This window comes from Pseudochryseolinea flava, assembly GCF_003286915.1.
GTDB lineage: Bacteria > Bacteroidota > Bacteroidia > Cytophagales > Cyclobacteriaceae > Ohtaekwangia > Ohtaekwangia flava.
The window spans coordinates 25,318-44,017 of record NZ_QMFY01000008.1; the positions used below are offsets into that span (position 1 = coordinate 25,318).

Consider the following 18,700-nt stretch of genomic DNA (forward strand, 5'->3'; position numbering starts at 1 on the left):
GATGCAGAAGAAATTCAACCTGAAGTCATTTAACCTGTATGAATATTTAAAGCATCAAAATGCGCATAGTTTCAATTTGCCTTTCTTTTTGGCGGATCGACATACATACAAGAATGCTCACGTCAATTTCCCGTTTCGAACATTTGCTTACGGATTGGGGATCACTTATTCTGGTAAAGGTGATGTGTTTAAAATCGGTAGTACAGATTATTCTCTCAAGGCACGGTCACTGACCACCATCGGGCCGGGTATGGTTTGTCAGTGGGCAGGGAATTATACCGCTGAACACGATACTGTATATTTTACTGAGGAATTGCTGGAGGGAATCAATGCAAAGTCATTCCTCCATACATTGTCTTTTTTCTTCCACGGTGGCAATCATGTACTCCAATTGACCGACGATCAAGTTGACAAGTTAAAGTCTTTGTTTACCACATTGAAAATGTTGAAGGACGACAAAGATGCAATTCCGGGCATTGTTCATTCGATGTTGGTACTGGTGAATTCATTTCATGCGCTTCAAAGCAATAAGCCGAAAAGTCCCACGGTGTCGCGACGCGAGGAGATTACACATGCATTCAGAAAGTTAGTCGCGCAGGATTTTACCAAGCACAAGGAGGTCGCTCACTACGCAACAAACCTCAGTATTACACCCAAGTATTTAAGTGAGGTACTCCAAACCGAGTTAGGCAAGAGTGCAAAAAATTTCATCGATGAGTTTGTGATGATGGAAGCGAAAAGCTTGTTAAAACAAACCACGATGTCTATACAAGAAATATGCTATTGGCTCGGCTTCGAAGACGCTTCATACTTCACCAAGTCATTTAAGAAATTCTCTAAGTTTACGCCGAAAGAGTATCGCAAAGCGTAGCAATTCGGTGTTTGGTGAAAGAACCGAAATTTGTACCATTTCTACCGACATGTTATCAATTCGCATAGGGGCTTGATGTCATAGCTTTGTTTTAACAAAACAAAAGACCTATGAACAAGTTGTATGTAGTCATGTTCATGCTCCTGCTGAATGTGACGTTTTCTTATTCACAAACAAAAAAAGCACCCATCATGAAGAATGTAACAGAATTTAAAGTAGCGATACCTCAGTCGGTATTAGATGATTTGAAAAGCAGATTGAAGAACACACGTTGGCCAGGTGAGGCAGAAGGCTCTGGTTGGAATTTCGGCACGAGTGAATCCTACTTACGTGAACTATCGCAATACTGGGCAAACAGTTATGACTGGCGCAAGCATGAAGCACAGCTTAATAAATATCCGCAATACATCGCCAAAGTTAACGGCACGAAAATCCATTTTCAATACATCAAAGGGAAAGGTAAAAACGCGAAGCCGCTCATTCTAACACACGGTTGGCCTGATAGCTATTATCGTTTTCATAAAATCATTCCCCTTCTTACGGAAGGAGAGCAAAGTTTTGATCTCGTGATTCCATCTGTTCCAGGATTTGGTTTCTCCGATAAGGTAGCGCTTACCAGTGAGGCTGTAGCTGATCTTTGGAAAGCACTGATGACAGAGAACTTAGGGTATGAAAAATTCTTCGCTGCTGGTGGCGACATCGGCATGGGTGTAACAAAGGCGCTCGCCTCGAAATATCCCAACGTAGTGGCTGGTGTACATTTCACTGACGTAGGATACCCAATGGGACAGGAAGATCCTTCGACGATGACGGAAGCAGAAAAACAATTCGCAGGCTTTGTGCAGCAATGGTGGTACTCTGAAGGTGCCTACGCCATGGTACACGCAACAAAACCGCAGTCACTTGCTTATGGCTTGAACGACTCACCGGTAGGCCTTGCTGCGTGGATATTAAGCTTCGTCAACGCTGGGGCTACACCTGAATTGCTCGAACAAGCTATGGGCGGGAAAGATGAATTCTTGACCAATGTGATGATCTACTGGGTAACACAAACAATTGCCACATCAACGCGCATGTATAAAGTGGATGCGATTGCACAATGGAGTGGTGCACAACAATTGCAAAAAAGTAACGTGCCCGCTGGCATAGCCTTGTTCCCGAGAGAGGCACAATTCCCACAAGAATGGGCCGAACGCTCTGTGCGCGTGGTAAGCTTCAAGAAAATGAAGGACGGTGGTCACTTCGCAGCATTAGAAGTCCCTACAATTTTTGCCGACGAAATCCGAACGTTCTTTACAGTATTAAATAATCCGTAAAAGTTGAAAGATCCCGGCAGTTTTACCGGGATCTTTTTTTGTGTTATTGGTGTGTTCAAAATTTAGTAGCTTCAGCCCCGAATTACCATAACCCCGATAATATGTCAATATCAAAGTTCGAATTGCTGTTGTGCATCGCTTTTCTCAGCGTCGTTTTCAGTTGCTCGGAAAAATATGAAGAAAAAGGATTCGCCGTCAGCGCATCTACATCTTCGGAAGACGACACTGAAAAGCCGGATGGTATTGCCAATGATTCATTGATTCTTCAAAGTCAGCCCACCGATGTGTTGTTGACAGGATATCCTCAATATCGATTGACCACTATTTATAAAATCAATTACCGACGTGATAGCACTACCTATATCGGTGAGAACGATTATTACGGTGGCTATGAGGGCGATCGCGCCGAGGGTAATGCATGGCATTATAACTTCATGCCGGGACTAGAAGCGTTGACTGGCTACAATATGATCAATGTCTCTCACTTCAATGCAGAAACCAATGCTTCAAAAAATCTTTTCGAAAAGCCGGTGTTGATGCGCACGTTGTACTATCCGTCATTCTCGAAAGACACACTCAATTATCAACCGGTGCGCCGTAATTATTTTCTTGCTTCGGTGTATGATGAGGATACCAACAAAGATGGTTTTATCAATATCAAAGACCTTCGGCGACTTTATTATTTTGATATTAACGGAAGCAATAAGAAAGCATTAATACCCATGAACTATTCCGTGGTTAAATCGCAGTACGATCAGGGCATTGATCGCATGTACGTATTTGCGAGATTAGATGCAGATGCTAACGGCAAAGTAAATAAGCAAGAATCTATACATATTTTTTGGGTTGATCTTAAAAATCCCCTCTTGACGGGAAGACAATATTGATTGCGTGGTTATGTCCCGAATAGACGCGCCATCAACAACAATGTAAAAAGCGCTAGCAACGCGAAGATACCAATGTCTTCGCGTTGTATTTTTTTAGGTCTTATTGTATTCTTTTTGCTCATGTTGTTGCTAGTTAGTCTTCATCCAATACAAGGTAGCGTAATGGCAATGGTAGTACCTTTATTAACTTCGGATGCTATCGCGATGCTTCCTTTGTGCAACAGTAGAATTCTCCTTACCATCGATAGTCCTATGCCGTGACCACGATACCCTAACGTATTGCTACCCCGAAAGAAGGGTTCAAAGATTTTTTGAAGTTCGTCGTGAGGGATACCAATGCCGTTATCGACAAAGGTGATTTTTACCCCACCTTTGCTAGGAGAGATGTTGATTTCGCAACGGTGGTCGTCAGCGTATTTGCAGCTGTTCTCCATCATATTAGTAACCGCAGTCTTGATCAGTTGCTCATCAGCAATAATGGTGAGATGTTGTTCGTCATCAAGTGTTTCATCAAGATTCACATTCACAATGTATTGCTCCTGATATTTAAGAAGCTCCTCTTTGGCTTGCCAGATTACTTCATCAATGCGAATTGGCTGCATCTTTCGCTCGCGTTCCTCCATCGATGATTGCGCAAGCAAAAGCAGTTTGTTTGATAAGAGGTTCAGCGATTTGATGTCTTCTAAAACTGAAAGAATTACCTGCTTGTATTTCTCGGGACTTCGCTCATTAAGGAGCGTTACTTCGAGTTGTCCGGTGATAGAAGTTAGCGGTGTACGTAGTTCATGGGAGGCATTGGCAATAAAATTTTTCTGTGTAAGGAAGGAACTTTCTAAACGTATAAGCATATCGTTAAACGTATGGCTTAACTTTGCGATTTCATCTGATCCATTGCCTTCGTCTAATCTTTTATCGAGGCTTGATATCGATATTTTACTCACCTGATTTACAACGTTGGCGATCGGTTGAAGCGCCTTGCCCGCGTATAGCCATGCCGTAATGGTTACGACGATCACACTAACACCAAATACACTCATTAAAATGATTAACAAGTTTTTTAGCTTTTTGTGACCATAGATGTCGATGGCGGCAGCGATGATTACAAACTTTCCACGCTTTCCTGTGAATACAAATCCGAGCACTTCATGCTCCCCTTCAAGAGAGCGTATTTCATCTTCTGTTCGAACAGCGCTAAGCATGGAATCGGTAACCGTAACAGCTTGTACTGCCCCTGTAGCAAAAAGGAGGGAGTCTTTTGCATTGTAGATCAAAATCGTTTCCGATGGCAGATTGATCGGATTGTCTTTCTCGATCTTTGTAAGTAGCGCTGTGTTTACTTCATCAACGTCAATAAACAACGTGGCTGTATTGATGGCTTTATTTTGAAGACGCGTATAAAACTCGTCTTGGCGATATGCGGCAGAGAAGATGTATATCATGAGCAATCCCGAGATTAAGATAATCGCTGTGATCGCGATAAATCGTAATGTCAGTTTTGTTCTGATGTTCATGGTTGTTGAATTACATATCCTAAGCCAATTCGTGTCTGAATCAGTTTAACCGGGAAGTCGCGGTCGATCTTTTTACGAAGAATATTGACATACACTTCGACGACATTTGTACCCGAATCGAAATTAAGGTTCCAGACTTCCGCTGCGATGTCTATACGCGACATGACGCGCCCTTTGTTTTTGATGAGATATTCGAGCAGTGAAAACTCTTTTGCTGTTAGCGCAATAACTTTATTTCCCCGTAATGCTACTTTCTTGTCGAGATCCAACTGCAGATCGCCAACGCTTAGAAGATTGGCCTTCTCAACAACGCTGGAAGCCTGCGAACGTTTTGTCAATGCTTTTATTCGCGCCAGCAATTCTTTAAACTCAAACGGTTTTACCAAATAATCATCAGCGCCAGATTCAAAACCAGCGAGTTTGTCGTCGGTTGTGCCCAGCGCCGTAAGCATGAGTATCGGCAAAAAAGGTTTTTCTTTTTTTATCGTCTGGCAAACTTTTACACCATGGATGCCAGGAAGAATCAGGTCCAGCAGGACGATGTGAAATTCGTTGTCGAGTGCAAGTTGTTGTCCAGCGGCGCCATCGCGCGCAATACGAACGTCATGACCTTGTTCTTCTAACCCGTGTTTGAGGAATGTTGCTACTTTTTCTTCGTCTTCAATTACGAGTATGTTCATGAGCGGTTTTTGGATTAGACACTATCGACCAAAGTAAGGTGCGAGTATTTGACGGAGCGCGTCGCGTCTTGTTTTTGAATATATCGCCGAAGCACCAAACTTCGTAGCTTTTTCAATTATTTCCGTGGAATAGTTTGACGTGAGCATCACCACTGGAATGCCGCTGAATTGTGGAATTTTTTTGATACGTTCTAGAAACTGAAATCCGTCGATTACCGGAAGTTCAAGCGATACAAAGATGTAGTCGGGCGTTAAATTTTGACTGATCAGCGTAAGGAACGCTTCTTCCGTGTTGGATACAGCGAAGCATCCCGCAGTGCTCGATATTTGGTGAACAGTGTCTATGAAATAGTCTTGATCATCCGGATCGTTGTCGATATGCAAACATGATTTCATGCGGTGAAATTTTATAGAAAAGCCCACCGAACGTCTTTTGATGGGCTTTACTGTAAACTACTTTGACTCAAAAGTACGGTAGCCACCTAAAGCCGATATAAAGACGAGATTAAAAAGGTATTAAAAAACGTTTCAACTTCTGACTCCTGACTCCTGTCTCCTGATTACTTACTTCTTACTTCTTACTTCTTACTTCTTCTTACTGATACGCCAAATGGTTAAGCACCATGTTCAGAATCATCACAACAACGATGATGATCACTGGGTAAATATTTTTCATATAGTCTTAATTTTGTTTTGAATTATCCACATCGGGCGATATGGCAATTATCATAATTAAAGTTTGGTGCCAAAAAAAGCCAGGATTTACCTGGCCCAATATTGCTTCGATAAAAATAGAATAGCACTATCGTGCTTCATTTCTTGCGTCTTGATTGATGAGTGTTTCTGCTAAGTTTGAAAGGAGCATGTCCGTTTCTTTTTCCTCTTGCAATGTCTCTTCTAATAATGTAGCAATTTGGCTTCTGTCGATTGTTCGTGCGATCTGCCGTAAGCTACCGTAGGCGGCAATTTCGTAGTGTTCTACTTTCTGCGCCGATACGATGAGTCCAACGTCGCGGGTGTTACTTCCTGCCTCCGTATCTTGAATGACAGATTCGCCTTCTTTCAAGATACCATCCATTGCTTCACATTTTTTTGCTTTTGGTTCTTCACCCAACAACGTGAATATTTTTTCAAGCCGTGCAATTTGATCGATGGTTATATGAAGGTGATCTTCAAACGCCATTGCAAGATCTGGTGACGTTGCTGCTTTCTTCATTTTGGGAAGTGCAACGGTAAGCTGCTTTTCAGCACCATAGATATCTTGTAGCTCTTCTATAAAAAATTCCGTCAACGGGAGTTTGTTCTGTTTAAGGCCTGATCCATTTTCCATAACGCTAAATTTTATAAGTGGATTTTTTATCAAGCGTTAAAAAACTTATACCACGTTGTGGATTGTTGTCGAATCGGTTCATTTTCAAACAGAATCGTGGCTGTTTGTTTGTCGACTCGTTAGAGCGTAATCACGTGGTATAGCATGAGGATTATAAGAATGATAGCGAGAATCTTCCAGACCACGCTCGTTTTTGGAAACAGATATCCGCAGATAGGGCAGGTGGACGCGTTTTCGTCGATTTGCATAGCGCATGATGGACATTCTTTCTTCTTCATAAGGAGATGTAAACTTTACACATCGAAGATACGCGATTGAATTATTTTATTGTCAGGGTTGCACGTTTAAAGTCGCCAGATTGCTGTGGTTGGCACCGATATTTTCTTGTTGTAACACGACCACACGAATGAACGTGGTCAGTTAAATAAAAAAATAAAGTTTAAAAATCATGAAAAAGATTGGTGTAATGTTTTCAATAATGCTGGGTGCAATAGGTTTTGCAAATGCACAGAAGCCAGCTGTTGTGACAAGTAACGAAAAAGGGTGGCAGCACATTGGACAAGTTTCGGCAAGTTTTAAATCACAGACTGAATCCATTGAAGTAATTGGTGCCGATGAATTCACTTCTATCAAAATTAAGGTGTCTGAAGCACCATTGCATATCGATCAATTAAAGGTTGTTTATGAATCTGGTGCGATCGAGGAAATCAATGTAAGAAGCCAAATCAATGAAGGCACCGAAACTCGTGTGATCAACTTGAAACATCCCGACAGAGATATCGCGCGTGTGACATTCACGTATCACACCGTTGCGAATTCTAAGGGTGAGAAAGCTGATGTTCAACTTTATGGGTTAAAAACAAATCAACCTGCGGGCGCCGATACTTACCGAGATGAGAAAGAAGAGATGAAAGAGGACGCTCGTGAAGCAAAAGAAGATGCAAAGGAAGCGACGCAATCTGCTGGTGATAAAGTTTCAGAAGGTGTTAACGATGCTGCAGCTGCTATCGCCGATCAAAAACTTAAGCACAAAGTAGGCCCTGGTGGCGAAACAGTTTACCTTGACGATAATGCTAAGTATTACTACATTAACAACCAAGGTAAAAAAGTATTCATTACCAAAGCGCAGTTGCGCGATAAGCCTGAGTAAGTTTGGCTTTTAAAAAGAAGAGCAGCGTTTCATTTCAAACGCTGCTCTTTTTATTTGTCACACAATTCGTTATTGTGTAGTGGTAGACCTGAAATCTAAGTTATGGAATACGGCGACACGTGCCGCATGCGACGACACATAATTGTTACCCGAGGCTTCTTGCTGATAAACGTTTAGGTACCCGAGTTGCACATTTAGATTTTTTGTGAATTGATATCCCATCCCCGCGAATAATCGATTTTGATCAAACGTGTTGTAAACTGTGCGATCACCGAAGTTCAAGAACAGTTCATTGCCGAGTGAGATGAAGGGTGTTTTTGCAACAATTTCTTTTCCTTTCAATGGAATGAAAAATGAGAAATTGTAGCGTATACGAAAATTGTAGTTATAGCCATCTTGTTTTTCGTCAGCGACTACTTTCTCATTGAAACGTTGCTCGAAGCGAAGCCACTGCAGCGTTGTTAATCCAGAGTATTTTTGTGTCCACCAGATTTGCTGCCACGGCCTGTGTTCGTTGCGATGGGTCTCCATGCCCTTTGCTGGAAAATGATGGATATAGCCGTAGCCTACATTTACACGAAGGTTGTCTTTGATGAAGTATGTGATAGCAGGACGAAACAGAAATTGGAATGATCGATCTGCAAAGTTGTCGGTGAGGCGATGTTGGACATCAAGCCAAAGACCCCATTTATTGCTGAGACGGGTTTGGTTGAAGTAGCCGACCCAAAGCTGTTCGCGGTGGTGAATATTTTTTTCTGGTGCTTGCGCATTTACCACCATCGGCGTTAATGCAAAAGCGATGATAATAAGCGTTCTAAGTTTGTAAATCATTTTTTGATGTTATCTATACGTCACGCGAACTTAACAAAACCGTAATAGAAAATCATTGCCACCTGCCTGCGGATTCATGACTTTTAATGAAAATGTAATTCTTATGAATCGAGTTTTTATCATCGCCTTAATTCTGCTGATTTCACTGTCTTCTTTTACAGGAATTGAACGATCAATGAACACTCATTTGATCGGTTATTGGAAGACGCAAACGGTAAAGGACGAGCGATTTAAAAACCTTACATTTCACTTCTCCGACGGTAAGATGGAAATCATCGGTGCTACTGGCGTAATTGCGACGGGCACATTACATCAGTTTAAGGAAGAGGTTGCCATTGCTTCGGATCCGTTTATATACGAGCAACAAGAAAAGATGGCTTTGATAATAAATTCAACCGTTTCAGGTGTGTCGCTTCCAAAAGTTATTAGCGTACGCAGCCTCTCAAAAGATAAAATGCAGGTGTCATTTCTTGACGGGAAATTTAACCGGTACTTGACGCTCAAAAAGAAAACGACATTGTAACCGTGTTGTTATTGGCCTGACGAAATTCGGCTACTTACCACGTTGTCTCTACTAGCCAGATGTATTTGCACGAGGTCCTCTAGAATGAGTGACAGTAGCCAAAAGCGCCACGCTAATCCAATCAATAAAATATCCCATTTAATACCGGGGCTTGTGATGAATACGATTAGCAGAAGCATCGGTATTGAAAATATTCCCTTGTAAAGGTTGATGATAAACTTCCGTGAGCCTTTTCTGCGATGTGGTGATCGCTTGACGTGGATGAACAGGGACAGTGCAATGAGGATAATCGCTATTATAATGTCGGTGTAGGCAATTGATGACGATGCAATATTGGTTAGCGATGCTGCGATGGGGAAGGCTAACGAGATCAAGAATGTAAAACAGAATGCAGTCAGTCGCGAAGTCTTCTTCATTGAATTATAATTTCATCAATAATAGTCATGCGATGTTTTCAGAGCATGACGTAGCGTAAAACTTAATATTATCTTTATCTCCGTTGATACACGATGTGACGTGATTTTCGAACTTTGTGTTAGAATCGATGCATATGGATGAGAAGCAATTGGTCACAAAAGATATTTCCGATAGAATTGAAACGGCCTTTGGTCAGGCTTATGCAGATCTTGAAATTGGTGAACCGCCGAAGAAAATTCGTAAGAGCATCTCTAATGCGGTAAAGAAAATCGTGCGCGAGATAAAGTCACATCTTAAGGATGAGATTAAGCGGAATGCGAAACTTCAGCTAAAAGAATTGAAGAAGTTGCGCAAAAAGAAAAAGAAGAGAGCGCAGTTTAAGACGTTGATCAAAAAGAATTCGAAGTAGCGTTTACTGTCGATGCATGCGAAATGTTTCAAATGAGGAAACAATTTTACGTTGAAGTTGACAAAGAGTGAATGTTAAGTTTTTGTTACGTGATATCATATTCAAGTAACAATCTTTAGTTTTGGATGCACCACATAGCGATAATCAGTCGCTAGTATTTTGTTCATGACTAGACCTATCCACGATCAGAAGATATTATTTGCAGCAGCACTTCGTCCTTTTTTGGAAATGATTGAGCACAAAAAGCGACGCATGGATCTTACAGATTGGAAGGTTTATGTTAACCGCTTGATCGATGCTATTATCAATAATCCGGAACAATATCTTGGTCAAAATCTTCCTTCGCGCGAAACAACAACGACAATCGTCTTAGAGATTTTTTCAGAAGTCTGTCACGATGTGTTTCATGAGCTCACATAACGTACATCGATACTTCATACATCCTTAATCGACGCGCATTCTCCAGTGTGTAGTTTCGCACTGACATTTTTAGTTCATGAGAATTTTAGTAGTTGAAGATCAACAGGTCGATAGACTGATTATCAAAAAACAATTGTCACCCGCGTTCGACGTGACAACGTTGTCATCGGCAATTGAAGCAAAAGTATTTGCGCGCAACAATACGTTCGATGTAGCACTGCTAAATGTCTTTTTGCAAGAGGACATGGATGGCTTGGAATTGTTAAAAGATCTTGAGGTAATCTCAGCGCAGTCGTTTCTTGCCTTGGCGATTTCTGCGCATGTTGATGACTCACGATGCCAGCGGTTACTAAACTCCGGTTTCAAGGCGTTACTTCCTAAGCCTTTCGAGCGTGAGGAGTTCGAGCGACTCGTCGCAGTGTTTCTTGCAGCCTAGACGTTGCGGCTTGCAACCTGTAGCTTATAACTTTTAGCCTAGAGTTTGTAGCTTGTAACCTCAACGTTGCGGCTTGTAACCTGAAGCTTGTAACTTGCAGCTTGTCGCTTGCAGCTTGCAACTTGTGGCTTATAACTCGTAGCCGCCTCCGCCATCCAAGTGGTGAAATCCACGTAAGATGTTGATTGATAATCGTAAAGCCTCGATACACGGTGCACACGAACGGAAATGGTAAAACATTCTTCTTACTAACCATAGTTAGCTAAAATACATTTGGACACTTTTTATTATTACGTTTTCATTTCGCGCTTGCGGAAATGGAGTTGTAAAGTATTTCTAGAAATCGCAAATTGCCCGGCTAAACCAATTAACCAATCCAAATTTTAACCCAAATACATGGCATCAATAGTTAATCAGAACGTTCTCACGTCTACGGAGGGCGTGGAAGCCGGCAAAAGCAGCAAGTTCCTCGTGCCGCTTATTATCCTTACTACATTGTTTTTTATGTGGGGATTCATCACCTGTATGAATGACCTCCTCATCCCATTCTTGAAAAAAATCTTCGACTTGTCAACGGCAGAATCAAGTCTTGTGCAATCTGCATTCTTCGGAGCATACTTTGTCGTGTCGTTACTTTACTTTTTATATTCAATCAATGTTGGTGATCCGCTCGCTAAGATTGGTTATAAGAATGGTATCATTATCGGATTGTGTACCGCTGCGGTAGGTTGCTTTTTGTTCTACCCTGCAGCTGAAATTAAAGTGTTCGGTTTATTCCTCGTAGCATTGTTCGTGCTTGCCGCCGGAATTACTATTCTGCAAATGGCAGCTAACCCATACGTTGCGTTGCTCGGCCCTCCTTCAACAGCATCAAGCCGATTGAATATGACGCAAGCGTTTAACTCACTCGGTACCACAATCGCCCCAGTGATCGGAACGAAATTGATCTTCGAAGCAGTAGGCGGTAAAGAATTTATGACAGCCGACGCGGTAAAAACACCATACATTTTTCTTGGCGCTACATTGCTGGCCATCGCCGTCATGATCAGCTTTTCGAAACTCCCGAAGTTTACAGGTGATAAAATTGAAAAAGGTGTTGGTGTATTGAAGTTCTCTCACCTCACACTCGGTGTTATCGGAATCTTCATGTACGTAGGTGGCGAGGTGGCCATCGGATCATTCTTGTTCCAATACTTCGAAGAGTTGATGGGCTTTACTGAACTCCTTGCAGGTACATACATTGCTTACTATTGGGGAGGTGCCATGGTTGGTCGTTTTATCGGCGCTATCTCGTTGACGGGCCTCGCAAGTACACAAAAATATTCACTCATGGGGTTGATCACAGTGATCGCTGTAACCGCAGTATATTGGATCACCGGTGAACTCCAAACCTCATTGATCGTGCTCGGAATGATCGTGGGTAATATCATAGCGTTCCTTATCGGTCGCTCTATTCCTGCAAAATCATTGGCCGTGTTTTCAATCGCCGTCGTAGCGTTGTTACTTGTTACCGTTTTCTCAACCGGCGAAGTTGCACTTTGGTCTGTGCTTGCTATCGGACTTTTCAACTCGATCATGTTCCCAACAATCTTTACACTAGCCATTGCTGACCTCGGAAAATATACCAGTCAAGGATCGTCGTTGCTGGTAATGGCCATCGTTGGTGGTGCAATAATTCCTCCTGTAATGGGTCTTATTATTGACGCGATCGGTGCACAAACAGCATTCTTGTTCCCGGCGCTTTGCTACTTGTATATTTTCTACTACGGTGTGAGTGGACACAAAGTGAAAATGAAAGCGTAGGGTCAACACCATTTCAAATGAAAGGTGGCAGCGATGTCGCCTTTTTTTATTTATTTCAACGTTTAGAACATCGATCACCTATGGCCAAACAAAAGCATAAACAATTCCGTCTCAGACTATGGGTAGATGTGAATGACGAAAAGTTATTTGGACCAGGACGAGCCGAACTCCTGCAACTCATCGATGAAACAGGATCGATCGCGAAAGCAGCAAAATCGATGGGGATGTCGTACAAAAAAGCTTGGGCTATGGTCGACGAAATGAATGCCAAAGCAAAAGCTCCTTATGTCGTTCCGCAAAAAGGGGGAACACAGGGCGGCGGTACAGAACTTACTGCCGAAGGGAAAGCCGTTGTGAAAGCGTATCAGAAAATTCTCAGCAAACTAAACGCTACGTTGGAAAAAGAAGCATCCTTCTTAGACCTTGTTTAGGGCTGCGCGAATAAAACGCGAATCGTTGTAACTTCTCGAATCCATCGCGCCGGTTTCTTGTCTTGTGGTGCAATAATCCGAAATGGTCCTTCTCCTTTGGGAAGCGAATGATCATCAACCTGCGTTGCTACGAGCACTTCATGTGCAGAAAATGAAGGATCGATTTCCGCAAGCGAATACACCACTTCGTAACCGTCTGCGGCCTTAATGGCTACATACTTCGTGAGATTCTCTCCGCGAAGTTGATTGCCCAATGTTACGTCTACACTGTCGAGAAGCGTGGCCAGTAATACACCTTTAAATTTCCGCATACGACCATCGCGATCCTTCACCACAACTTCGTGCTGTGGAAAAAGATTTAATTGTGTTAGGGTTACTTTTTGTGCTTGCAATACTTCACCTTCTATCGAGAGGACCGATTCAGATGATTGTGCTAATACGACTGACCTGAAAAAGAGTAGTATGAAGATAGTCGCCTGTATTTTTATCATTTGTTATCGATATGTACGCTTGTATATATCGCAAAAATATGCAGCCGCCAGCAATACTGCATTACGTAGATTTAAAAAAAAGGTCACTTATGTCCGGTCATTCAGCGCATTGGGCATGATGTTCGTGTAACCGGTATCGTATCACGGCATTTATTTTTTTATCCGCTATCTTTAATGGAACAACCAAACAATCACGATCATGGCAACAGTACAAAAAATAACACCGAACCTGTGGTTCGATCATGAAGGCGAAGATGCAGCAAAGTTTTACGTATCGATTTTTAAGAATGCTAAGTTGGGAAGAGTGACGCGTTATACTGAGGAAGGATTCGAGGTTCACAAACGTCCTGCAGGTTCTGTGATGACCGTCGAATTCGAAATCGAAGGCCAAGCGTTTCTCGCATTGAATGGTGGCCCCTTTGTCAAATTCAATGAATCGATTTCGTTTATGATTAATTGCAACACGCAACAGGAAGTTGATTATTACTGGGAGCGATTAGGCGAAGGGGGAGATCCAAAAGCGCAGCAATGTGGATGGCTGAAGGATAAATTCGGTGTGTCATGGCAAGTCGTACCCGTGAAATTAAATGAGATGATCGCTGACACTGACGTGAACAAGGCCAATAAGGCCATGCGCGCCATGCTGCAGATGAAGAAGATAGACTTACATGCACTTGAGAAAGCCGTGAATAGTTAAGCCCTTTAGTGTAAGATCTTCACCATCGATATCGGAGTTTGTTCGAAAAGTATTGTTTCGACTTTCTCCGTTACACTTAATAGGTTAATTTCCAGTTCTATTAAATAAACATTATGTCGTTATCCAGAATCGTTTTCGCAGCACTCATCCTGACCAGTAGTCTTGCCGTTGCACAGACCAAGTCATCCTCTGGCAATCCACTTTTTGAGGGTTGGTATGCGGATCCTGAAGTAACCTTATTCAAAAACGAGGTGTGGATATATCCAACCTTCTCTGCGCGATATGAGAAACAGGTTTTTATGGATGCATTTTCATCAAGCGACTTAGTACAATGGAAAAAGCATGAACGCATCATTGATACAGCTGCGATAAAGTGGGCGAAGCGTGCCATGTGGGCCCCAGCGATTATTGAGAAAGAAAAAAAGTACTACTTGTTTTTCGCGGCCAACGATATTCAAAATGATCAAGAACATGGTGGTATTGGAGTAGCCGTTTCCGACAAACCTGCTGGACCATTCAAAGATTATCTGGGCAAACCGTTGATTGATAAGTTTCAGAACGGCGCACAACCTATCGATCAATTCGTTTTCCGTGACGACGATGGAACGTATTACATTTATTACGGTGGGTGGAGACATTGTAATATCGCCAAGTTAAACAACACATTCACCGGGTTCGAACCATTTGAAGATGGTAGCACTTTCAAAGAAGTTACACCATCAGGCTATGTTGAAGGGCCATTCATGTTCAAGAAAAATGGCAAGTATTATTTCATGTGGTCAGAAGGTGGCTGGGGTGGCCCGGACTATTGTGTTGCTTATGCGATTGCAGATTCGCCGCTCGGGCCATTTAAACGAATTGGAAAAATTTTGCAGCAAGATCCTAATGTGGCTACGGGTGCTGGACACCACTCCGTGTTACATCTTCCGAAAAAAGATTTGTGGTACATCGTTTACCACCGCCGTCCTCTAGGAGAAACACATCCCGATCACCGTGTAACGTGTATGGATGTACTGGAATTCGATAAGGATGGATTCATCAAACCAGTGAAGATTACCAAAGAGGGCGTAAAGAAGGTATCATTGCGCTAATATTCTGATCCTGCTTTTCGAAAGCAGCCAATACTAAACTGATCGATCGCTCGTTTTGTTGGTATACCCCAATAAAATGAAAAGATCAATTCTCCTTTGCATTGCGATCTTTACGGTAGTTTTCGCAACCGACATCGTCTTTCAAAAGCATATTCCGACGGCAGCCGTAGTAGAACCTGCTGTAATTCCTGTTAACCACCAGCAAACTTTACCCAAAATGAATGTCGCAATCCTCAAGGTGATTGAGGAGAGCGGTGCGACCATTGCCTTTAGTTATAGCAAAGTAGTTTGTACTGAATTTGTCATTGGTGTGTTGGATCGCCTCATTCCGGTTACTGCAAAAATTAAGAAAGACATCCGCATCATTACAACGCAAGATTTGGAAACGTTGGTAAAGGAAGATGCACAAGTGATCAAGGGTGTTCAAACGGCACTCGTCAATGCGGGTATTGGTACCGTTGTAGAACCGCACAACGCCATGGCTGGTGATCTTGTGCAGTTTTGGAATTTGTCGGTTTTGGGGCCGTATGGTCACTGCGGTTTTGTTGTCGAGAGCAAGCCCGGCGAATATCTCACCATGTACTCGTCGCATCCCATTACCGGTGGTTTTGGTAAACAAACTTTTCCATGGCCCGAGAAAATATACTGCGTCCGACTCGAAGCACAAAAAAAGCCGCCTCAACATGAAGCGGCTTCTAACCTATAAGCTTTGATTACCCTTTCTTAGTTTGTTCTCTTGTATTTGAACATCCAATCGGTGAGCTTCTGATTGAAGGCATCATACAATGGGTTTGCCGTTCCAATACCCGATCCTGAGTACGTTCTCGTCCAGCAGTCATGACCAACACCGATGAATCCTGAAAGCTTTGCTTTGTAAAGTGGTGCTGGGCTCTGTGCATTGTAATTTGTAACAAATGCTTTTGATGTATTGAAGTTTGTTACATCGCTTTCACCTACGAATGCCCAAATTGGTGTTTCATCGTGCATCTTGTAACCTTTGCGTGCGCCGTATGAAGCAACAGGTGCTGCGGCTGCGATGTAGCTTGACGCATCATCAACAAGGCTGATATAATCCCATACACCGTTACCACCGTGGCTCAAACCTGTTAAGTAGATGCGGCTCGGATTAATTCTGTATTTTGTAATGATGTACTTGATGAAATTCTTCAAGTAGTTTGCATCACCACCACCCCAGTTGTTAGAGTTACCAACAGACAAATGGAATTGAGGAGAGATTACGATCATTGGATAAGACGTCTTCCAAGTTTTGTTTGCAATCATCTTCGGAATACCTTGATTCAACACACGGCTAAGTGTTGTTTTTCCATCGCCGCGTTCAGATTTACCGTGTAAGAAAATCAATACTGGGTATTTCTGTGTGTTCGAAGAATAGCCGCCTGGAGTGTAAGCGTAATATCCGAATGGCGTTCCGTTTGTACCCAGTGTTACAGCTTTCTGTGTTCCACCTGTATCAGGCGGCAGCGCTGTAAGATCTGAATAGCTGCTGGTAGTAGACCTGGCATTAATATTTTCTGTTTCAACTGTAGTAGTTGCTTCCGTAACAACTGGCGTTGGATCTAAAGATTCGTCACCGCAGGCAGACAAGCTTAAAAGTCCAGCCACAAAAAATGGAACGAAGATTGTTTTTCTTAGATTTTTCATGCGTAGAGATTTTTAAAAAAATGGTTGTTGGAAAAAATTTTAAGTAAAAAAGTTTCTCTATAGGCTTCGTTTCTTGTGTGTTGGTATTTGTTTTTCTGAAAGTGATGCAAAGAAAATATCTTTAGCACCCCTGAGGCAACCTTGCGTCGATGAACGGTCAAGATCATCTGCTCGAAAGTCGTTTCGAGCAATGAGGAAAAATCCGGTATTTTTTTCGCGACAATCAATCAGCTATTCTTGCTGCAAGCGGCAATTTTCATTGGGGAATTATCACATCAGTTTATTATTGAAGATGCAATCTGAACTGAGTCCAATGTTCTACATCTCTGATGTCGTGCGTGATCATCACCATCGTGACGCCCGCTTTTAACTGCGAAGACAAAAAAGAATTTAATTTCGTCTTACTCTCGTTGTCGAGAAATTGAAACGGCTCATCGAGCAACAATAAATCTTTCGGCGCGATAAAACTTTTCATTAATAGAAGCAATTGGAGTTGACCAGATGAAAGATCCTTTACAGGTAGATCGATGAATGTATGTGCATTGAAATGATCCAGAAGCACCTCAATTGATGACGGTTTTTCCTCAAGTAAAAATTGTCGAGCGGTTTTACTTACTGTCGCTGCATTAAAATAATGCAATTGCTCCGGGCCGAGATAGGTTATTCGCTTCTTAATATCCCACATCGATTCACCGCTACCACGTCGCTTTCCAAATAAAAATACTTTCTCACTGTACGCCATCGGGTGGTCGGCATAGATCAAACTAAATATCGTCGTTTTTCCAGAACCATTTCTTCCCGTCAGTGCCCAACGCTCGCCTTCGTTGATCTTCCAATTCAGGTTGTCAATAATGGTATGCTTCCCGTATTTGATTCGAACACCTTGCATCTCCACGATCGGCTTGTCATTGTTGAGCGCTGTTTGCTGATTTTTAGGAATCGTCGGTTCAGCACGTTCAGGTTCAACTTCGTATGCTGAATTGTCTATCACGCAAAACTTGTCCAATACAATTTGGCGATCAATTATCTTCGGAAGTTGATCGCCGTGATCGGTCATGATAACCTGAATAGAAAAGCTCTTGGCCATGTGATCTATGAAATCGCATAAATCTTGACGACTTTGCGAATCGAGCCCGTCGAGTGGATAATCTAAAAGCAGAACTTTGGGAATGTTCTTCATCAAGGCGCGGATGATCAATACTTTTTTTAATTGCCCATTTGAAAGGCGCGTAAGCTCGAGTGGCAACAATTGTCCGATATTGAAGCTTGCTGGGAAAGTGCTCGCATCGAATTTTGATTCCGCACCCAGGAAATCTTGTACGGTGGGAAGTTGTACATCACCGATTGTATAGTAGCGTTGCTGATAGAAGAATTCCGGATGCGTCGATAAAGTCGATTGCAACGCATGTGTCGGAATGTAATGAATGTGTTGCTTCCGCAGATAGAACCGTTCATCCCAAGTTAGGTCGGAACCGATAAATGAATATTCGACGGTTCCGGATGTCGCATGAACAATACCTGCTATTGACTCCAGGAGCGTGGTCTTTCCTGAACCATTGCTTCCACGAATAATGTAATGATGGTTATCTTCTATAATTAAATTAAAATCCTTTAAACGTATTTGTCCCCGACTTGAAATCGTGACATCATGGAATGTGATCATAGCGGCAAAATACATCACACGAATTAAATCATGTATCCGCCGGAATAAATAATGTTATAAACAGTTGTTCGTAAGCGTGAT

The 18,700-nt window shown here is 42.3% G+C and carries 23 protein-coding genes; 13 read left to right on the forward strand and 10 right to left on the reverse strand.

From position 1 onward, the window contains the following. The first annotated feature begins 1 nt into the window (after position 1). From DQQ10_RS15600 to DQQ10_RS15610, 3 genes are all read left to right on the forward strand, one after another. A complete protein-coding gene (locus tag DQQ10_RS15600) occupies positions 2-871 on the forward strand; it encodes a helix-turn-helix domain-containing protein (protein ID WP_112747823.1) in 870 nt (289 codons plus the stop codon). Positions 872-981: 110 nt separating this feature from the next. Next, complete coding sequence (locus tag DQQ10_RS15605; protein ID WP_245970434.1) at positions 982-2,187, forward strand: epoxide hydrolase family protein; 1,206 nt, start codon at positions 982-984, stop codon at positions 2,185-2,187. A 101-nt stretch (positions 2,188-2,288) separates the two neighbouring features. Beyond that, positions 2,289-3,074 carry a hypothetical protein gene (locus DQQ10_RS15610; protein WP_112747824.1) on the forward strand — a complete coding sequence of 262 codons (786 nt, stop codon included), beginning with the start codon at positions 2,289-2,291 and terminating at the stop codon, positions 3,072-3,074. A gap of 140 nt (positions 3,075-3,214) precedes the next feature. On the opposite strand, the gene DQQ10_RS15615 is transcribed toward DQQ10_RS15610, so the two are convergent. The 5 genes from DQQ10_RS15615 to DQQ10_RS28430 all read right to left on the reverse strand — a co-directional run bounded on the left by DQQ10_RS15615 (position 3,215) and on the right by DQQ10_RS28430 (position 6,873). Further along, the gene (locus DQQ10_RS15615; RefSeq protein WP_112747825.1) at positions 3,215-4,585 is read right to left on the reverse strand and encodes a HAMP domain-containing sensor histidine kinase; all 1,371 of its coding nucleotides are present in this window, start codon (positions 4,583-4,585) and stop codon (positions 3,215-3,217) included. After that, positions 4,582-5,265: a response regulator transcription factor gene (locus DQQ10_RS15620; RefSeq protein ID WP_112747826.1), complete on the reverse strand. Its 684-nt coding sequence runs from the start codon at positions 5,263-5,265 to the stop codon at positions 4,582-4,584. Before DQQ10_RS15620 ends, DQQ10_RS15615 begins: the two co-directional genes overlap by 4 nt. A gap of 21 nt (positions 5,266-5,286) precedes the next feature. Continuing rightward, positions 5,287-5,661, reverse strand: a complete 375-nt coding sequence (locus DQQ10_RS15625; protein ID WP_112747827.1) for a response regulator — start codon at positions 5,659-5,661, stop codon at positions 5,287-5,289. Between the two features lie 406 nt (positions 5,662-6,067). Continuing rightward, positions 6,068-6,595, reverse strand: coding sequence for a YciE/YciF ferroxidase family protein (locus DQQ10_RS15630; RefSeq protein ID WP_112747828.1), 528 nt, complete (start codon positions 6,593-6,595; stop codon positions 6,068-6,070). Between the two features lie 119 nt (positions 6,596-6,714). Next, positions 6,715-6,873, reverse strand: coding sequence for a zinc ribbon domain-containing protein (locus DQQ10_RS28430; RefSeq protein ID WP_112747829.1), 159 nt, complete (start codon positions 6,871-6,873; stop codon positions 6,715-6,717). A gap of 170 nt (positions 6,874-7,043) precedes the next feature. Here DQQ10_RS28430 and DQQ10_RS15640 point away from each other — a divergent pair, with 170 nt between their 5' ends. Beyond that, entirely contained in the window at positions 7,044-7,745 is a 702-nt protein-coding gene (locus tag DQQ10_RS15640) for a DUF2541 family protein (RefSeq protein WP_112747830.1), read from the forward strand. 69 nt (positions 7,746-7,814) lie between these two features. Here the strand turns inward: DQQ10_RS15640 and DQQ10_RS15645 are convergent, their stop codons facing one another. Then, positions 7,815-8,576 (reverse strand): DUF2490 domain-containing protein, encoded by a 762-nt coding sequence (locus DQQ10_RS15645; protein WP_112747831.1) that lies wholly within the window; start codon positions 8,574-8,576, stop codon positions 7,815-7,817. Between the two features lie 103 nt (positions 8,577-8,679). Between DQQ10_RS15645 and DQQ10_RS15650 the strand changes: the two genes are divergently transcribed. Continuing rightward, positions 8,680-9,099 (forward strand): hypothetical protein, encoded by a 420-nt coding sequence (locus tag DQQ10_RS15650; protein ID WP_133259668.1) that lies wholly within the window; start codon positions 8,680-8,682, stop codon positions 9,097-9,099. An 8-nt stretch (positions 9,100-9,107) separates the two neighbouring features. Here the strand turns inward: DQQ10_RS15650 and DQQ10_RS15655 are convergent, their stop codons facing one another. Beyond that, positions 9,108-9,515 (reverse strand): hypothetical protein, encoded by a 408-nt coding sequence (locus DQQ10_RS15655; RefSeq protein WP_112747833.1) that lies wholly within the window; start codon positions 9,513-9,515, stop codon positions 9,108-9,110. A 134-nt stretch (positions 9,516-9,649) separates the two neighbouring features. On the opposite strand from DQQ10_RS15655, the gene DQQ10_RS15660 reads away from it, so the two are divergent. From DQQ10_RS15660 to DQQ10_RS15680, 5 genes are all read left to right on the forward strand, one after another. After that, positions 9,650-9,925: a hypothetical protein gene (locus tag DQQ10_RS15660; RefSeq protein ID WP_112747834.1), complete on the forward strand. Its 276-nt coding sequence runs from the start codon at positions 9,650-9,652 to the stop codon at positions 9,923-9,925. 165 nt (positions 9,926-10,090) lie between these two features. Beyond that, complete coding sequence (locus DQQ10_RS15665; protein ID WP_112747835.1) at positions 10,091-10,345, forward strand: hypothetical protein; 255 nt, start codon at positions 10,091-10,093, stop codon at positions 10,343-10,345. A 76-nt stretch (positions 10,346-10,421) separates the two neighbouring features. Continuing rightward, entirely contained in the window at positions 10,422-10,781 is a 360-nt protein-coding gene (locus tag DQQ10_RS15670; RefSeq protein WP_112747836.1) for a response regulator, read from the forward strand. A gap of 396 nt (positions 10,782-11,177) precedes the next feature. After that, positions 11,178-12,584, forward strand: coding sequence for a sugar MFS transporter (locus DQQ10_RS15675; protein ID WP_112747837.1), 1,407 nt, complete (start codon positions 11,178-11,180; stop codon positions 12,582-12,584). Positions 12,585-12,664: 80 nt separating this feature from the next. Next, positions 12,665-13,015 carry a winged helix-turn-helix domain-containing protein gene (locus tag DQQ10_RS15680; protein ID WP_112748039.1) on the forward strand — a complete coding sequence of 117 codons (351 nt, stop codon included), beginning with the start codon at positions 12,665-12,667 and terminating at the stop codon, positions 13,013-13,015. On the opposite strand, the gene DQQ10_RS15685 is transcribed toward DQQ10_RS15680, so the two are convergent. Beyond that, the gene (locus DQQ10_RS15685; protein ID WP_112747838.1) at positions 13,012-13,506 is read right to left on the reverse strand and encodes a molybdopterin-dependent oxidoreductase; all 495 of its coding nucleotides are present in this window, start codon (positions 13,504-13,506) and stop codon (positions 13,012-13,014) included. The genes DQQ10_RS15680 and DQQ10_RS15685 overlap by 4 nt on opposite strands. Before the next feature lie 199 nt (positions 13,507-13,705). Here DQQ10_RS15685 and DQQ10_RS15690 point away from each other — a divergent pair, with 199 nt between their 5' ends. The 3 genes from DQQ10_RS15690 to DQQ10_RS15700 all read left to right on the forward strand — a co-directional run bounded on the left by DQQ10_RS15690 (position 13,706) and on the right by DQQ10_RS15700 (position 16,000). Further along, positions 13,706-14,203 carry a VOC family protein gene (locus DQQ10_RS15690; protein ID WP_112747839.1) on the forward strand — a complete coding sequence of 166 codons (498 nt, stop codon included), beginning with the start codon at positions 13,706-13,708 and terminating at the stop codon, positions 14,201-14,203. Positions 14,204-14,316: 113 nt separating this feature from the next. Continuing rightward, complete coding sequence (locus DQQ10_RS15695) at positions 14,317-15,294, forward strand: glycoside hydrolase family 43 protein (RefSeq protein WP_112747840.1); 978 nt, start codon at positions 14,317-14,319, stop codon at positions 15,292-15,294. Positions 15,295-15,370: 76 nt separating this feature from the next. Beyond that, the gene (locus DQQ10_RS15700; RefSeq protein WP_112747841.1) at positions 15,371-16,000 is read left to right on the forward strand and encodes a hypothetical protein; all 630 of its coding nucleotides are present in this window, start codon (positions 15,371-15,373) and stop codon (positions 15,998-16,000) included. 17 nt (positions 16,001-16,017) lie between these two features. Here DQQ10_RS15700 and DQQ10_RS15705 read toward each other — a convergent pair whose 3' ends face one another. Continuing rightward, entirely contained in the window at positions 16,018-16,956 is a 939-nt protein-coding gene (locus tag DQQ10_RS15705; RefSeq protein ID WP_112747842.1) for a carboxylesterase family protein, read from the reverse strand. A gap of 283 nt (positions 16,957-17,239) precedes the next feature. Beyond that, positions 17,240-18,619 (reverse strand): ATP-binding cassette domain-containing protein, encoded by a 1,380-nt coding sequence (locus DQQ10_RS15715; RefSeq protein ID WP_165823959.1) that lies wholly within the window; start codon positions 18,617-18,619, stop codon positions 17,240-17,242. Positions 18,620-18,700 lie beyond the last annotated feature (81 nt).

What these genes read in the sequence shown, in the direction of transcription:
- DQQ10_RS15605 (WP_245970434.1), top strand. Translation starts at nt 982, where the DNA reads ATGAACAAGTTGTATGTAGTCATGTTCATGCTCCTGCTGAATGTGACG.
- DQQ10_RS15660 (WP_112747834.1), top strand. Translation starts at nt 9,650, where the DNA reads ATGGATGAGAAGCAATTGGTCACAAAAGATATTTCCGATAGAATTGAA.
- DQQ10_RS15695 (WP_112747840.1), top strand. Translation starts at nt 14,317, where the DNA reads ATGTCGTTATCCAGAATCGTTTTCGCAGCACTCATCCTGACCAGTAGT.
- DQQ10_RS15690 (WP_112747839.1), top strand. Translation starts at nt 13,706, where the DNA reads ATGGCAACAGTACAAAAAATAACACCGAACCTGTGGTTCGATCATGAA.
- DQQ10_RS15640 (WP_112747830.1), top strand. Translation starts at nt 7,044, where the DNA reads ATGAAAAAGATTGGTGTAATGTTTTCAATAATGCTGGGTGCAATAGGT.
- DQQ10_RS15700 (WP_112747841.1), top strand. Translation starts at nt 15,371, where the DNA reads ATGAAAAGATCAATTCTCCTTTGCATTGCGATCTTTACGGTAGTTTTC.
- DQQ10_RS15630 (WP_112747828.1), bottom strand. Translation starts at nt 6,595, where the DNA reads ATGGAAAATGGATCAGGCCTTAAACAGAACAAACTCCCGTTGACGGAA.
- DQQ10_RS28430 (WP_112747829.1), bottom strand. Translation starts at nt 6,873, where the DNA reads ATGAAGAAGAAAGAATGTCCATCATGCGCTATGCAAATCGACGAAAAC.
- DQQ10_RS15675 (WP_112747837.1), top strand. Translation starts at nt 11,178, where the DNA reads ATGGCATCAATAGTTAATCAGAACGTTCTCACGTCTACGGAGGGCGTG.
- DQQ10_RS15610 (WP_112747824.1), top strand. Translation starts at nt 2,289, where the DNA reads ATGTCAATATCAAAGTTCGAATTGCTGTTGTGCATCGCTTTTCTCAGC.
- DQQ10_RS15705 (WP_112747842.1), bottom strand. Translation starts at nt 16,956, where the DNA reads ATGAAAAATCTAAGAAAAACAATCTTCGTTCCATTTTTTGTGGCTGGA.
- DQQ10_RS15600 (WP_112747823.1), top strand. Translation starts at nt 2, where the DNA reads ATGCAGAAGAAATTCAACCTGAAGTCATTTAACCTGTATGAATATTTA.
- DQQ10_RS15620 (WP_112747826.1), bottom strand. Translation starts at nt 5,265, where the DNA reads ATGAACATACTCGTAATTGAAGACGAAGAAAAAGTAGCAACATTCCTC.
- DQQ10_RS15650 (WP_133259668.1), top strand. Translation starts at nt 8,680, where the DNA reads ATGAATCGAGTTTTTATCATCGCCTTAATTCTGCTGATTTCACTGTCT.
- DQQ10_RS15680 (WP_112748039.1), top strand. Translation starts at nt 12,665, where the DNA reads ATGGCCAAACAAAAGCATAAACAATTCCGTCTCAGACTATGGGTAGAT.
- DQQ10_RS15685 (WP_112747838.1), bottom strand. Translation starts at nt 13,506, where the DNA reads ATGATAAAAATACAGGCGACTATCTTCATACTACTCTTTTTCAGGTCA.
- DQQ10_RS15615 (WP_112747825.1), bottom strand. Translation starts at nt 4,585, where the DNA reads ATGAACATCAGAACAAAACTGACATTACGATTTATCGCGATCACAGCG.
- DQQ10_RS15665 (WP_112747835.1), top strand. Translation starts at nt 10,091, where the DNA reads ATGACTAGACCTATCCACGATCAGAAGATATTATTTGCAGCAGCACTT.
- DQQ10_RS15645 (WP_112747831.1), bottom strand. Translation starts at nt 8,576, where the DNA reads ATGATTTACAAACTTAGAACGCTTATTATCATCGCTTTTGCATTAACG.
- DQQ10_RS15670 (WP_112747836.1), top strand. Translation starts at nt 10,422, where the DNA reads ATGAGAATTTTAGTAGTTGAAGATCAACAGGTCGATAGACTGATTATC.
- DQQ10_RS15655 (WP_112747833.1), bottom strand. Translation starts at nt 9,515, where the DNA reads ATGAAGAAGACTTCGCGACTGACTGCATTCTGTTTTACATTCTTGATC.
- DQQ10_RS15715 (WP_165823959.1), bottom strand. Translation starts at nt 18,619, where the DNA reads ATGATCACATTCCATGATGTCACGATTTCAAGTCGGGGACAAATACGT.
- DQQ10_RS15625 (WP_112747827.1), bottom strand. Translation starts at nt 5,661, where the DNA reads ATGAAATCATGTTTGCATATCGACAACGATCCGGATGATCAAGACTAT.